Origin of the sequence: Roseateles chitinivorans (assembly GCF_050632145.1) — a bacterium.
Taxonomy (GTDB): domain Bacteria; phylum Pseudomonadota; class Gammaproteobacteria; order Burkholderiales; family Burkholderiaceae_C; genus Roseateles; species Roseateles chitinivorans_B.
In genome coordinates, this window is sequence record NZ_CP192577.1 from 2,759,308 (window position 1) to 2,773,927 (window position 14,620).

General features: G+C 70.5%; 12 protein-coding genes. 9 read left to right on the forward strand and 3 right to left on the reverse strand.

Going from position 1 to position 14,620, the window contains the following annotated elements; all coding sequences use genetic code 11:
- The first annotated feature begins 39 nt into the window (after positions 1-39).
- Positions 40-1,596 carry a methyl-accepting chemotaxis protein gene (locus ACQ86G_RS12765; RefSeq protein ID WP_431260898.1) on the forward strand — a complete coding sequence of 519 codons (1,557 nt, stop codon included), beginning with the start codon at positions 40-42 and terminating at the stop codon, positions 1,594-1,596.
- Positions 1,597-1,662: 66 nt separating this feature from the next.
- Here the strand turns inward: ACQ86G_RS12765 and ACQ86G_RS12770 are convergent, their stop codons facing one another.
- Positions 1,663-2,199, reverse strand: coding sequence for a carboxymuconolactone decarboxylase family protein (locus ACQ86G_RS12770; protein ID WP_431260899.1), 537 nt, complete (start codon positions 2,197-2,199; stop codon positions 1,663-1,665).
- Positions 2,200-2,397: 198 nt separating this feature from the next.
- Between ACQ86G_RS12770 and ACQ86G_RS12775 the strand changes: the two genes are divergently transcribed.
- Positions 2,398-3,348 (forward strand): AraC family transcriptional regulator, encoded by a 951-nt coding sequence (locus ACQ86G_RS12775; protein ID WP_431260900.1) that lies wholly within the window; start codon positions 2,398-2,400, stop codon positions 3,346-3,348.
- Positions 3,349-3,468: 120 nt separating this feature from the next.
- Here ACQ86G_RS12775 and ACQ86G_RS12780 read toward each other — a convergent pair whose 3' ends face one another.
- Positions 3,469-4,512, reverse strand: coding sequence for an NADP-dependent oxidoreductase (locus ACQ86G_RS12780; protein WP_431260901.1), 1,044 nt, complete (start codon positions 4,510-4,512; stop codon positions 3,469-3,471).
- A gap of 22 nt (positions 4,513-4,534) precedes the next feature.
- Entirely contained in the window at positions 4,535-5,665 is a 1,131-nt protein-coding gene (locus tag ACQ86G_RS12785; protein ID WP_431261394.1) for an MFS transporter, read from the reverse strand.
- Positions 5,666-5,907: 242 nt separating this feature from the next.
- Between ACQ86G_RS12785 and ACQ86G_RS12790 the strand changes: the two genes are divergently transcribed.
- From ACQ86G_RS12790 to ACQ86G_RS12820, 7 genes are all read left to right on the forward strand, one after another.
- Positions 5,908-7,002: an AraC family transcriptional regulator gene (locus ACQ86G_RS12790; RefSeq protein ID WP_431260902.1), complete on the forward strand. Its 1,095-nt coding sequence runs from the start codon at positions 5,908-5,910 to the stop codon at positions 7,000-7,002.
- A 224-nt stretch (positions 7,003-7,226) separates the two neighbouring features.
- Positions 7,227-7,925, forward strand: coding sequence for a DVUA0089 family protein (locus ACQ86G_RS12795; protein ID WP_431260903.1), 699 nt, complete (start codon positions 7,227-7,229; stop codon positions 7,923-7,925).
- A gap of 10 nt (positions 7,926-7,935) precedes the next feature.
- On the forward strand, positions 7,936-9,849 hold the full coding sequence (locus ACQ86G_RS12800; RefSeq protein WP_431260904.1) for a S8 family serine peptidase: 1,914 nt from the start codon (positions 7,936-7,938) through the stop codon (positions 9,847-9,849).
- A gap of 313 nt (positions 9,850-10,162) precedes the next feature.
- Complete coding sequence (locus ACQ86G_RS12805) at positions 10,163-11,284, forward strand: EpsD family peptidyl-prolyl cis-trans isomerase (RefSeq protein ID WP_431260905.1); 1,122 nt, start codon at positions 10,163-10,165, stop codon at positions 11,282-11,284.
- Positions 11,284-12,180 (forward strand): polysaccharide export protein EpsE, encoded by an 897-nt coding sequence (gene epsE, locus ACQ86G_RS12810; RefSeq protein WP_431260906.1) that lies wholly within the window; start codon positions 11,284-11,286, stop codon positions 12,178-12,180. Before ACQ86G_RS12805 ends, epsE begins: the two co-directional genes overlap by 1 nt.
- Positions 12,181-12,223: 43 nt before the next feature.
- On the forward strand, positions 12,224-13,642 hold the full coding sequence (epsF, locus tag ACQ86G_RS12815) for a chain length determinant protein EpsF (protein WP_431260907.1): 1,419 nt from the start codon (positions 12,224-12,226) through the stop codon (positions 13,640-13,642).
- Complete coding sequence (locus ACQ86G_RS12820) at positions 13,642-14,562, forward strand: polysaccharide biosynthesis tyrosine autokinase (protein ID WP_431260908.1); 921 nt, start codon at positions 13,642-13,644, stop codon at positions 14,560-14,562. Before epsF ends, ACQ86G_RS12820 begins: the two co-directional genes overlap by 1 nt.
- Positions 14,563-14,620: the final 58 nt, after the last annotated feature.

A 14,620-nucleotide genomic window follows, 5' to 3' on the forward strand; every position in this document is an offset into this window, starting at 1 on the left:
GGATGTCATTCAAGTCTGTCCACTGGGAGGAGAGATCCAATGAACATCGGCACCTGGCGTTTGTCCACGCAGTTGACCGTGTCCTTCGTGATGCTGGTGGCGCTGTGCGCGCTGGTCGGGGGCATGGGGCTGCTGCAACTCAACCGCGTGCACGACAGCACGACCGAGATCGCCGAGGACTGGCTGCCCAGCATCCAGAACATGGCGGCGATCCGCGTGAAGGCCAACCAGATCCGGCGCATGGAGCCGGACCACCTGCTGTCCGACGACAAGCAGGAGATGGCGCAGATCGAGCGCAACATCGCCCACGCCCGCAAGGAACTCGCCGACGCGGAGAAGGCCTACCAGCCCTACATCACCAACGACGAGGAACGGCGGCTCTACGCCGAGGTCGTCGCCGCGCGCGACGCCTACTTCGCGGCGCAGGAGCGGTTGCTGCACCTGTCGCGCAGCGACGGCACGGACGCCGAGGCGAAGGCCTTCTTCCGCGCCGACTCGCGCAACAGCTTCAACACGTGGGTCAAGGCGATCGAGCGCAGCGCCGACTACAACGCCGCCGGCAGCGAGCAGTCGCGGCTGGACGCGCAGAAGAGCTACGCCGCCGGGCACGGCTGGAGCCTGTCGCTGACGCTGGTGTCGGTGGCGGTGGCCGTCGGGCTGGCGCTGCTGCTGCTGGGGCATGTGCGGCGCCAGCTCGGCGGCGATCCGGCCGAGGCGGCGCGTCTGGTGCGGCAGGTGGCCGAGGGCGACCTCAGCGGCGAGATCCGCGTGCGGCCCGGCGATACCCGCAGCCTGATCGCGGCGCTGAAGGCGATGCAGACCGGCCTGCGGCAGGTGGTCGGCGGCGTGCGCGAGGGCAGCGAGTCGGTGGCCAGCGCCAGCGGGCAGATCGCCATGGGCAACCATGACCTGAGCCAGCGCACCGAGGAGCAGGCCAGCGCGCTGGAGCAGACGGCGGCGACGATGACCGAACTCGGCGAGACGGTGCTGCAGACCTCCGAGAACGCGCAGCAGGCCGACCGGCTGGCCCGATCGGCGAGCGAGGTGGCACAGCGCGGTGGCGCGGTCGTGTCGCAGTTCGTGGAGACGATGCGCGGCATCGACGAGAGCAGCCGCCGCATCGCCGACATCATCGGCACCATCGACGGCATCGCCTTCCAGACCAACATCCTGGCGCTGAACGCCGCCGTCGAGGCGGCGCGGGCCGGCGAACACGGCAAAGGTTTCGCGGTGGTGGCGTCGGAGGTCCGCGCGCTGGCGGGACGCAGCGCCGAGGCGGCCAAGGAGATCAAGTCGCTGATCGCCGCGAGCGTCGAGCGTGTCGAGCAGGGCACGGGCCAGGTCGAGCAGGCGGGCGCGACCATGACGGAGATCGTCGCGGCGATCGGCCGCGTGACCGACGTCGTCGGCGAGATCAGCAGCGCGACGCGCGAGCAGTCGCAGGGCGTGAGCCAGGTCGGCGAGGCGGTCAACCAGATGGACCAGGTGACGCAGCAGAATGCCGCGCTGGTCGAGGAGTCCGCCGCCGCCGCGGAGAGCCTGCGCCAGCAGGCGCAGGCGCTCGTCGCGTCGGTGGCGAAGTTCCGCCTCGGCTGAGTCCGCTTTCTCCCTCTCCCGCTTGCGGGAGAGGGTGGGGGTGACGGCCAGCGGCCACTGCAGTACTCAGACCGGGACCGGGAAGTCGACGTCCGTGTCGTTGACCCGGTTCACGAGATTCGTGAAGCCGATCAACGCGATCGCCAACATCGCCTCGACCACCTGCGCGGACGTCCAGCCGGCGTCCAGCACCGCTTGCACACGCTCCGCCGCGACCGTGCCGGTCGTCGACGTCACATGCCGGGCGAAGTCGACCAGCGCCTGGCGCTTCACGTCCTCGACGCGGTCGCCACCGCGCAGCTGGCGCAGCTCGTCCGCCTTCAATCCGACCATCCTGCCGATCGCCGAGTGCGCGGCGACGCAGTAGTCGCAACCGTTCTGCGCGCTGACGGCGACGCGGATGGCCTCGATCTCGACCTTGGACAGCGTGCCGCGGGACAGCGCGGCGTCGCCCTCCATCGCCACCTTCAACGCGGCGGGGCTGAGCGCGCCGATCAGCGCGTAGGCGTTGGGCACCTTGCCGGCACCCTTGCGGATGGCGTCGAACAGCGGTTGGGCGACGGCGGGAGCGTCGGCGATGGCGGGAGCGGTGAGGCGGGACATGGCGATTCCTTTCGAAGTGGGTGGGCCGCGTCGAGGGGGTTCAGGACTCGTTCCTGACGCTCGTCCCTGGGGAGCGGCGCTGCATCGCTGCAGTGACTCCACTGTAGAAATCGGCGTCTCCGGCGCCCATGCCCGTCCGAGCCTGTCTAATGCCCGTTCGTTTCAGACGGACCGTGTCGACGGTCGATGGGGGGATCGATGGGGGACGGGAATGACGGCGCGGGCTTGCTGGACCGGCTGCTGGCGTTGGTGGACGTCGACGGACGGCTCGACATCCGCTGCGACCTCGGCGCGGGATGGTCGCTGGACCAGACCGCCCGGCTGGCCGACGCCGGCCATCACATCCCGTTCCACGTGCTGCTCGACGGCGAGGCCGTCGTCGACGCGGACGGGCTGCGCGATGCGCCGATGCAGGCGGGCGACGTCCTGATGCTGCCCGCCGGCGGCGCGCACCAGCTGCGCGATCGCGATCCAGCCAGCCTGCAACGCCCCGGCGAAGGCACGCTGCTCTGCGGGCGGTTCATCGTGCCGGCCGCCTCGTCGAAGTTGATCCGCGCGCTGCTGCCGCCGGCGATGGTGGTGCGCTCGCCCGGCGCCGGCTCGCGTCTGACCCGGCTGCTGGCGCTGATGCGCGAGGAGGCCGATGCGCCCGGCGAAGGCGGCGCGGCCCTGCTTCGACACCTCTCCGGGGCGCTCTTTGCCGTCGCGCTGCGCGCGGCGATGGGCGGGAACCTCCCGACGAGCATCGAAGCCCCGGGCGTCCTGGCGCTCGGCGCGCATCCGCGACTGGCCGCGCTGGTCGTCGACATCCTCGGGAACCTCGCCCAGGACTGGACGCTGGACAGCATGGCCGAGCGCGCCGCCCTGTCGCGCTCGTCATTGATCCGCAGCTTCCAGGCCGCGGCCGGGGTCTCGCCGGCGGAGTTCCTGAACCAGGTCCGGATGACGGAAGCCGCCCGCCGGCTGCGCGCCGGGCGCGATTCGCCGGCTGCCATCGGCGAAGCCGTCGGGTATGCGTCGGAAGCGGCGTTCCAACGCGCGTTCAAGCGGGAGATCGGGGTGACGCCCGCGGCGTGGCGCGATGGGGTGGAGGCGCTTCAGTCATCGCCAGGCAACGTGGCGCTGCCTGTGCGACAGCGGTTGGGGTGAGGCCGCCCGACTGCGCGGGGCCAAGCGCGGGCACTCCACGGTGCATGGGGCATCGCGTCCGCGAACCCCACGCACCATTCCGGCCCCACTCGCAGTCATCGACTGCGGGCCAGGCAGCTCTCACCGTGTGGCCACAGCCACCACCGCCTTGCCGACGTTGCGACCATCGAGCAGATCGATCAGACCCCTCGGCGCGAGCTCGAGGCCGTCGATGACATGTTCGAGCGCCTGGATCTCACCCGCGGCGATCGCCGCGTTCATCTCGCGCTGGAACGCCTGGAAGCGCGCCATGCCTTCGCCGTAGTGATCGAGGACGATGAAGCCCTCCATGCGGACACGCTTCTGGAGCACCGTGGCCAGCAGCGCCGGCAGGTGATCCGTGCCGGCGCCGGCATCGTCGTCGTTGTAATGCGCAATGAAGCCGCACACCGGCACGCGCGCGCCGATGTTGAGAAGCGGCAGCACGGCGTCCAGGACCTCGCCACCGACGCTTTCGAAGTAGACGTCGATGCCGTCCGGCACCGCCTCGCGCAGGCGTTCCGCGAACTGCGGATCGCGTCGGTCGACCGCCGCGTCGAAGCCGAAGGTCTCGATCAGGTGCCGGGTCTTGTCCGCCCCGCCCGCAATGCCGACGACGCGCGCGCCGGCGCGCTTCGCGAACTGCCCCACCATCGCGCCGACCGCGCCCGTCGCGGCACCGACCACCACGGTCTCGCCTGCACGCGGGCGGCCGATCTCCTCGAGACCGACCCGTGCGGTGATGCCCGGCATGCCCGCCGCGCCCAGCGCCAGCGAGGGCCGCTTCATGTCGCCCAACGCGATCAGGTCGCCGCCGTCGCTCAGCGCGTAGTCCTGCCAGCCCGCGTGGGACAGCACGAGGTCGCCGGCGCGGAAGTCCGCATGGCGCGACTCGACCACCCGGCTCACCGTGCCGCCGACGATGACGTCCCCGATCGCGATCGGCGGCGCGTAGCCCGGACCGACCTCGTCCATCAGGTTGCGCATGTACGGGTCGAGCGACAGGAACAGCGTGCGGAGCAACACCTGACCCTCGGCGGGCGCGGGGGCGGGCACCGATTCGAGCCGGAAGTCCTCCGGCGTCGGCCGCCCGGCAGGGCGCTTGGCAAGGACGATGCGCCGGTTGACGAGCGGGGTCATGAGCATCCTTCCGGGGAGGTGTCGAAGATCAGGCCTTCGCCACACGCGGTCCGTGGCGCAGCGTCAGCAGCGTGCCCAGCGTGATGGCGGCGGCGGCGAAGGTCGGGCCGCCGAGCGCGCCGATGTGGTCGACGAGCATGCCGCCGCCGATGGCGCCACTGGCGATGGCGATCTGGAAAGCGGCGACGAGCAGCCCGCCGGCGCCCTCCGCCTGGTCCGGCGCGGCGCGCACGATCCAGGTCTGGAAGCCGACGGGGAAGGCGCCGAAGGCGAAGCCCCACAGCACCACCGCCACCGCGGTGACCCACACCGAGCTGCCCGCCAGGAGGAGGGCGGCGGCGAGCACGACGATGAGGGAGCCGCCGGCGACGATGGCGCGCCGCTCGCTGCGTTCGGCGAGGAAGCCGCCCACCAGGTTGCCGAAGAAACCGCCGATGCCGTAGCCGAGCAGGACCGCGGAGATCATCGGGACCGGCAGGTGGGTGATGTTCTCCATCAGCGGCCGGATGTAGGTGAAGCCGGCGAAGTGACCGGAGATGACGAGCAGCACGGCCAGCAGCGCGACGCGCACGCCGGGGCGGGTCAGCAGCTCGCCGAGGACGCGCAGGTTGGGGTTGTCCTTGGGCGGGAGCTTGGGCAGGGTCAGGAGTTGCGCCGCCAGCGTGATCAGGCTGAGCACGCCCGCCGCGACGAAGGCGCTGCGCCAGCCCCACATCTCGCCCATCCAGGCGCCGATGGGCGCGGCGCAGACGGTCGCCACCGAGACGCCGGCCAGGATGACCGACATGGCGCGCGCGAAGAGGGCCAGGGGCACCAGCCGCATCGCGAGCGCCGCGGCCATGGACCAGAAGCCGCCGAGCGCGACGCCGAGGATGACCCGCGCCGCGAGCAGGACGCCGAGGCTGGACGCGGTGACGGCCATGACGTTGGAGAGCACGAGCAGCAGCGTCAGCACGATCAGGACGAGGCGCCGGTCGAAGCGCCTGGTCAGCAGCGGGATCGAGGGCGCGGCGACGGCGCCGACCAGCGCGGTCGCCGTGACGGTCTGTCCGGCGGCCCCGGCGCTGATGTTCAGGTCGGCCGCCATCGCGGTGAGCAGGCTTGCGGGCAGGAACTCGGCCGTCACCAGGCCGAAGACGCCCACGGTCAGCGAGGCGATCGCCGCCCAGTGGGCGGGCTCCTCGGCGGCGGGGGCTGCCGTTGCTGCCGCCGCGAGCGCGACGGAGACCGATTCGCCCTGCGAGGGGTGGGTAGAGGCGGAACCCGGAGGTGCGCCCAACGGCGGGCGGGGAGCGTCGAGGCAGTCGGTGCAGGTGGAAGACACGGCGGAGAAGAGGGACAGTGGGTATGGCTATCAGCTTATGGGTAGGATCCTGGCGTTTCCATGCCGGAAGAGCCGAAATGCATGACGATTCCTCCAGACCCTCCGTGGAGCCGCTGCCGCCGACCCCGCTGAAGCCCGCCGACCTGCTGACGCAGATCCTGCTGGGGCTGCGGCTGGAGGGCGTCGAGTACGGCCGCTGTCTGATGCGCGCGCCCTGGGCGATCGCCTTCCCGGCGCGCAAGGAGGCGCGCTTCCACTTCGTGGCTCGCGGCAGCTGCTGGCTGAGGACGCCGGGCAGCGACTGGGTGCAGTTGAACGCCGGCGATGCGGTGCTGCTGCCGCGCGGCAGCGCGCATGTGCTGGCGAGCGCGCCGGATCTGCCGGCGGTGGACATCGATTCGATCTCGCGCCGGCCGGTCGCGGAGGACATCTACCTGGTCGGCGCGGAGGCCGTGGCGATGGCCGGCATGGCCGCGCGTGACGGTGGAGGCGAGGGGGCGAGGGAGGCGGCGGGTGGAGCGGCGGGCGGGGCGGCGGGCGAGGGGACCTCGTCCGAGGGCGGTCCGCCCGACGTCCTGTTCTGCGGCGCGATGCGCTTCAACCTGGACCCGCTGCATCCGCTGCTGGCGATGATGCCGGACGCGATGCGGGCCAACGACCTGGCGCGTCGCGACCCGACGGTGCCGACGCTGCTGGAGGCGATGGAGCGCGAGGTGGCGCTGGACCGCATCGGCGCCTGCGGCATCCTCGCGCGGCTGGCCGACGTGCTGGCGGCGACCATCATCCGCGCCTGGGTGGAATGCGCCTGCAACGACGCCAGCGGCTGGATCGCGGCCGTGCAGTGTCCCGGCATCGGCAAGGTCATCGCCGCCATCCATGCCGAGCCCGAACGCGACTGGAGCGTGCCGGCGCTGGCCGATCTGATGGGCGCCTCGCGCTCGCGCTTCGCCGAGGCGTTCACGAAGACGGTCGGCGAGAGCCCGGCGAAATACGTCGCCAAGGTCAAGATGTTCCAGGCCCGCCGCTGGATCGCGCACGAGGGCATGCGCGTCGCCGTCGCGGCCGACCGGCTGGGGTACGACTCCGAGGCCTCGTTCAGCCGCGCGTTCAAGCGCATCGTGGGCCAGCCGCCCGGCGCGCTGCGGCGCTCGGCCGCGCAGGCTGCGGGCTAACCCGGAGTCGGCCGGCTTTACACCCCCGCCTTGCGGGGATCCCCCGTGGATCGGGGTGTCGGACCGCCGGCCTCCGCAAGTGCCGATGCCATCGGGGTTCCCGACGACGTACCTCGAAAGTTCGTGACACTTGGCACAGGTTGTGCATCGTTCCCTCTGTTCAGCACCGCACCAAGCGCGGTTGTGCCGCGCGGGGTGTCCACACCTTTCAGGGGGAACGTTCGATGTTCACGCGAATCAAGAGCTTCAAGAGCCTCAAGCACACCTGGCTGCCGATCGCAGCCCTGGCCTTCGGCGCGGCGACGTCCGCGCAGGCCGCCGCGGTCTTCGTCGAAGGCGGCGATGCCGGTGAGACCCTCGTCACGGCCAAGACCTTCCTGGGCAGCGGCCCGATCGATGCGATCCAGGGCTCGCTCGACGGCGACGCGGACCTGTTCGCGATCTACCTGACCGCCGGCACGGCCTTCTCCGCCACGACCACCGCGTCGGGCATCAACTACAACTTCTTCGACACGGTCCTGTACCTGTTCGACGCCGCCGGCAAGGGCCTGATCGGCAACGACGACGACGGCGACGTGGGCGGCTCGCAGTCCACGCTGAGCAACTACATCCCGACCGTCAGCGGCCTGTACTACCTGGCCATCACCGGCGCGGGCTACACGCCGGTGAGCGGCGGCTCGGCGATCTTCCCGTCGCTGCTGGGGCAGGGCGGCAACGTCGCCGCGATCTCCGGCTCCGGGTCCCTGACCGGCTGGAACAGCGTGACCAGCGAGTCCGGCGACTACGAGATCCAGCTGGTCGGCGCGAGCGCCGCCGCGGCTTCCGACGTGCCCGAACCCGGCAGCCTGCTGCTGGTCGGTGCGGCCCTCGGCGCGGCCGGCCTGATCCGCCGTCGCAAGCCCGTCACCCCCGTTCAAGCCTGAGGAGCCGCCCATGACGACTTCCAACACGAAGCACACCGCCCCCCGTCTGCGCGTCCTGAGCGCGCTGCTGGCCCTGGCCGCCTGCGGCGGCGCCTACGCGCAGCATGCCAAGCTCGACGGCGCGCTGTCGGACCTCGTCGACCAGCAGTCGCGCCGCCAGCTGCGCTCGCTGGCCGTCGACGCCGATGAGATCAGGCCCTACGTCCAGTCGCTGTCCGACGCGCAAGGCCGCGTGCTGGTCGACCTCTACCTCGAGGCGGGCACGTCGATCGACGCGTTCAAGGCCCAGCTCGAAGCCGCCGGCGCGCAGGTGACCGGCGTCAACCGCCTGTTCAACCACGGCGCGATCTCGGCCTACGTGCCGACCTCCGCGCTGGCCGCGCTGTCGGGCACCGACGGCCTGCACCTGGCCAAGCTGACGCGCCGCCCGCACAAGAACGTCGGCCTGACGACCTCGCAAGGCTCGACGGTGCTGCGCAGCACCGTCGCCAACGCCGCCGGCTGGACCGGCGCGGGCATCACCGTCGGCGTGCTGTCGGACTCCTATGACGGATCGCCGCTGAGCTTCACGACGGTGCGTGCCGCCAACGACATCGCCTCCGGCGATCTGCGTCCGCCGAAGTGGGTCCTGGACATCGGTGCCGATCCGAGCAACACCGACGAAGGCCGCGCGATGATGCAGATCGTGCAAGACGTGGCCCCGGGCGCGGACCAGTGCTTCGCCACCGCCTTCGCCGGCGAGGCCGCCTTCGCCGACAACATCCGCCGGTTGCGCACGGAGCCCGCCTGCCGCGCCGACGTGATCGTCGACGACGTCTTCTATTACGACGAGCCCTTCTTCTCCGACGGCCAGGTCGCGCAGGCGGTCAACGATGTCGTCAACAGCACGACGCTGGCGGGCCGCCCGGTCTCGTACTTCTCGTCGGCGGGCAACCAGGGCTCGGCCGGCGGCGGCGGCGCGATCGACGTGCCGGTCGCGACCTTCTCGACCTCGCCGACCAACCTGGGCAACGTCAACCTGGCGACGCTGAACACCTGCACCAGCTCACCGTCCTCGGGCAGCACGAAGGCCAACGTGGCCGGCGGCTTCCTGGACTTCGGCGGCGGTACCTACGCGCTGCCGGTGACCTACAGCGGCGCGGGTTCCACGCTGCTGCTGCAGTGGGACGACCTGTTCTACCAGGGCAAGGTCACGACCGACCTGAACTTCTACCTGATCAACGCGGCCGGCAACTGCGTGTTCACGTTCGCGACCAACAACATCGCGGCGGACTTCGGCGAGGAGATCGTCGGCCTGTCGGGCGGCGCCAGCGGCACCTACCGCATCATGGTCGGCCGCACCAGCGCCGGCACCAAGCTGGCGTCGCGCGTGCGCCTGGTCAACCTCGACGGCTGGGGCGGCGCGCCCTTCCAGGTGCGCAACGGCCCGACGACCTTCGGCCACAGCGCCGCGGCCGGCGCCAACAGCGTGGCGGCCTACCGCTACAGCTTCCCGGCGACGCAGCAGACCCCGTTCATCCCCGCGTTCGAGAGCTTCAGCAGCCCCGGCCCGGTGACGATCGCGTTCGACGCGGCAGGCAACCGCCTGGCCGTGCCCGAGACCCGCAAGAAGCCCGACTTCGCCGCGCCGGACGGCGGCAACACGACCTTCTTCTTCCCGAACTCGGACTACGAAGGCGACGGCTTCAACAACTTCTTCGGCACGAGCGCGGCGGCGCCGCATGCGGCCGGTGTCGCGGCGCTGATGCTGCAGAAGGCCGGCGGCCCCGGTTCGCTGACGCCCAAGCAGATCAAGAGCATCCTGCAGGGCACCCCGGCGGCGCGCGTGATCCCGTTCTCGGGCGGCGCGGCGGTCAAGGGCTGGAGCCTGTATGACGGCTTCGGCCTGATCGACGCGGTGAATGCGTTGAACAAGCTGCCCTGAGCGTTGTCCGCCAGTCCGGGACAGACCCGGCTGGTCCGGCATCCCGCAGCCTGGAGGCCGCCGACCGCAAGGTCGGCGGCCTTGTCTTTGGCGTGCCCGGGACGGCGTTCCATGCTCGCCTTCTGACGCCTTTTTCAAGCCGTTGCAATGACGGTCCGGCAGCCCTTTCCGAGGCCATCTTTACAGGGTGGATCCCCCTTGTTCGCGGGGTCCGGAGGTCCCCGTCCCACAGAGGCGGGACCCATTCTTGCTATGGACCCCTGCGAACCCGGGATGGGGGTCTCAGGGCCCTCCGGAACGGGTAAGTTCAGTCATGGTGCAGGGCTACACTCGCCGCTCGCGTACGCGTAGAGCACCCCTCAAGGGGCCGCCGGACAGACACAACATCAAGGTCGACACCATGCTTGCGATGAGGACTCGGGATCAAGGAATTCAAGCGCGACAGGCCGCACCGGCCGTCGCCGGTTTTGCGACCGTCTGCGCTGCCGTACTGGCTGCGGCAGTGCTCGCCGCCTGCGGCGGCGGCAGCGGCGCCAAGGCGTCGCAGACCGCGGCCAAGGTGAACAAGGAAGAGATCACCGTCCACCAGATCAACTTCGTGCTGCAGCGCCAGCCGAACGTGAAGCCCGAGCAGGTGGACGCCGCCTCGCGCCAGATCCTGGAGCGCCTGATCGACCAGGAGCTGGCCGTGCAGAAGGCCCAGGACCTCAAGGTCGACCGCGATCCGCGCGTGGTGCAACAGATCGAAACCGCCAAGCGGGAGATCATCGCCAGGGCCTATGCTGAACGCATCGGCGAGACGGCCACCAAGCCGACCGACCAGGAAATCAAGCAGTACTACAACGACAAGCCGGCACTTTTTGCCGACCGTCGCATCTACAACTTGCAGGAAATCAACATCGAGGCGAAGCCGGATCAGTTCGAAGCTATCCGCACCAAGCTCCAGGGAGCCAAGACCCTCCCCGAATTCCTCGAAGCGCTCAAGAGCGACAACTTCAAGTTCGTCGGCTCGCAGATCGTGCGCTCGGCCGAGCAGATCCCGCTCAACAACCTCGACGCGATCTCGCGCCTGAAGGACGGCCAGTTCATCATGAACGGCCAGCCCAACGGCATCACCGTGCTCTTCCTCGCCGGCTCGCAACGCCAGCCCGCGACCGAAGCCCAGGCGCGCCCCTCCATCGAGATGTTCCTGCTGAACCAGCGTCGCGCCGAGCTGGTCGCCAAGGACATCAAGTCGATGCGCGACAACGCCAAGATCGAATACGTCGGCAAGTTCGCCGACGCCGCGTCCGCGCCCGCCGCCACGCCGGCGACGCCCGCGCCCACCTCCGCTCCCGCGGTGCCGGCCCTCGAGCCCGCCGCCTCCGACAGCCCCACCGGTGCCGCCAGCGGCCCGGTGGACAACAACCTTGCCAAGGGTCTAGGCATCAAATGATGAATACGCGTCGCTTCCCGATCCTCTCCTTCGCCTCGGTGGCCGCCACGGCCGCCACGGCGGTGCTCTCGCTGTCGCTCGCCGGCGGCGCCGTCGCGCAGGCGCCGGCACGTCCCGCCACCACGGCGACAGCCCCGGCCGCGCCGACCGGCCTGGCCTCCGGCGCCACCGCCGAGTACCGCCTGGGATCGGGCGACGCCATCCGCATCAGCGTGTTCCAGAACCCGGACATGCTGCTCGAGACCCGCGTGTCCGAGGCCGGCACCATCACCTTCCCGCTGCTGGGCTCGATCCGCATCGGCGGCCTGTCCATCAGCGACGCCGAGCAGCGCATCGCCGACGGCCTGAAGAAGGGCAACTTCGTCAAGCAGCCGCAGGTCACCATCGTGGTCCTGAAGGTCACCGGCAACCAGGCCAGCGTGCTGGGCCAGGTGAACCAGCCCGGCCGCTATCCGCTGGAAGTCGCCGACACGCGCCTGACCGACCTGCTGGCCAACGCGCGCGGCGTGGCGGCCACCGGCGGCGACACGGTCGTGCTGACCGGCGTGCGCGGCGGCAAGGCGTTCCGTCTCGAGGTCGACCTGCCGACGCTGTTCGGCGCCAACGGCCGCGAGCAGGATGTGGTCGTGCTCAACGGCGACGTGCTGTGGGTCGACCGCTTCCCGATGATCTACATCTACGGCGAGGTCCAGAAGCCCGGCCAGATCCGCCTGGAGCGCGGCATGACGCTGCTGCAGGGCCTGGCCGCCGGCGGCGGTCTGACGCTGCGCGGCACCGACCGCGGCATCCGCGTGCACCGCAAGGACACGGCGGGCAAGGTGCAGGAGATCAAGCCCGCGATGGACGAGGCGCTGAAGGACGGCGACGTGATCTTCGTCCGAGAGAGCCTGTTCTGAGTTGTGTGATGCCGGACCGCCCCGGTCCGGCTGAGGAGTGCCCGTGACGCCAAGCAAACTGTTTTCCATCCTGCGCGCGCGCTGGTCCCTGGTCCTGCTCGTCGTGCTGCTGACCACCGTGACCGCGTTCGCCGTGAGCCTGGTGCTGCCCAAGAAGTACGTGGCCACGGCCTCGGTGGTGGTGGATGCCAAGCCCGATCCGATCTCGGCGCTGATCTACCCGGGCCTGGCGTCGCCGGCCTTCATGAACACGCAGGTCGACGTGATCAGCAGCGACCGCGTCGCGCTGCGCGTCGTGCGCGACCTCCGACTGGCGGAAGTCCCCGCGATCCGCGAGCAGTGGCAGACCGCCACCAGCGGCGAGGGCACGATCGAGCAGTGGCTGATCGCCTTCCTGCAGGCCAACATGGACGTGAAGCCCTCCAAGGAGAGCAACGTGCTGACGGTGGCCTACCGCGCGCCGGATCCGCAGTTCGCGGCGGCGCTCGCCAACGCCTTCGTCAAGGCCTACGTGTCGACGACGCTGGACCTGCGCGTCGACCCCGCGCGCCAGTACGCCGGCTACTTCGACCAGCAGGCCAAGGTCGCGCTGGAGAAGCTCGAGAGCACGCGCGCCAAGCTCTCCGCCTACGAGCGCGAGCACGGCATCATCGCCAGCGACGAGCGGCTGGATGTCGAGAGCAACCGCCTGTCCGAGCTGTCCTCGCAGCTGGTGGCGCTGCAGGCGCTGTCGGCCGAGTCCGGCAGCCGCCAGGGCCAGGCCGCGCGCGGCGCGGAGCAGCTGCCCGACGTGCTGGCCAACCCGGTGGTGATGCAGCTCAAGGCCGACCTGAGCCGTGCCGAGAGCAAGCTGCAGGAGCTGGGCACGCGCTACGGCGACAACCACCCGCAGGTGATCGAGGCCAAGGCCACGGTGGCGGACGTGCGCAGCAAGCTGCGCACCGAGATCGGCCGCGTCAGCGGCGGCGTGACCGTCACCAACAACATCAACAAGCAGCGCGAAGGCGAGATCCGCGCCGCGCTGGAAGCGCAGCGCGAGAAGGTCGCCAAGCTCAAGGCCGCCCGCGACGACGCCAGCGGCCTGATGCGCGAGGCCGAGAGCGCCCAGCGCGCCTACGAGAACATCACGACCCGGCTGACGCAGACCAGCCTCGAGAGCCAGACCACGCAGAGCAACGTCAACGTGCTGACCGAGGCCGTCGCGCCGCTGAAACCGTCGTCGCCCAAGATCCTGCTGAACACCGCGCTGGCCTTCGTCGCGAGCGTGATCCTGGCGGTGGGCCTGGCGCTGCTGCTGGAGATGCGTGACCGCAAGGTGCGCGACGCCGACGACGTCATGGCCGTGCTGCCGCTGCCGATGCTGGGTGTGCTGCCCGCGCCGGGCAAGCGCGCGTCGGCGCTGCCGTCGGCGGAACGTCGACTGCTCGGGAACTCCGCCCGACCCAGCCGAGGGACCGCCTGATGTCCGATCTGAAGGAACCCATCCCGTTGGCCCAGAGGAAATCCGTGGACGCACCGATCAACAGCAAGTCTTCCGGCCCGGGCGTGCATGACCGCTCGATCGGCGCGATCATCGCCGAGACCCGCAACCTCACCGCCGACCAGGTCGAGCGCGTGCTGCAGTACCAGCGCGAGCGCGGCATCCGCTTCGGCGAGGCCGCCGTGGCGCTGGGCTACGCGAACGCCGAGGACGTGCTGGAGGCGCTGTCCAAGCAGTTCCACTACCCCTACGCCCCGAGCGAGCGCAAGGTGCGCAGCCCGGAGCTGGTGGCGCTGAACACGCCGTTCTCGTCGCAGGCCGAAGTCTTCCGCGGCATCCGCAGCCAGATCACGATGCGGCTGTACCGCGAGAACGAGCCGCGCCGCGCGCTGGCCGTGATCAGCCCCGACTCGCTGGACGGCAAGAGCTACTTCACGGCCAACCTGGCCGTCACGCTGGCGCAACTCGGCGGCCGCACGCTGCTGGTGGACGCGGACCTGCGCCGCCCGCGCCAGCACGAGATCTTCGACGTCAACAACCAGGCCGGCCTGTCCTCGATCCTGTCCGGTCGCAGCGAGCCGCGCGTGATCCAGCAGGTGGAGGGCATGAACAGCCTGTTCATCCTGCCGGTGGGCGCGGTGCCGCCCAACCCGGTGGAGCTGCTGGAGCGTCCCGCCTTCGGGCTGCTGATGCGCGAGCTGGCCGGCAAGTTCGACCATGTGCTGGTGGACACCTCCGCGGGCCAATATGGTGCCGATGCGGCGATCGTGGCCGCGCGCTGCGGCGCGGCGCTGGTGCTGGCGCGCCAGAACAAGTCGCGGGTCACCGCGCTGCAGGAACTCACCGACAGCCTCGACGGTGTCTCGACGACCCTCGTCGGGACCGTCATGAACGAATACTGAGTCCGGGCCGCCAAGAGCCCATGCCGGCCCGGCACGCACCGGGCCTCCGCGGCGACGC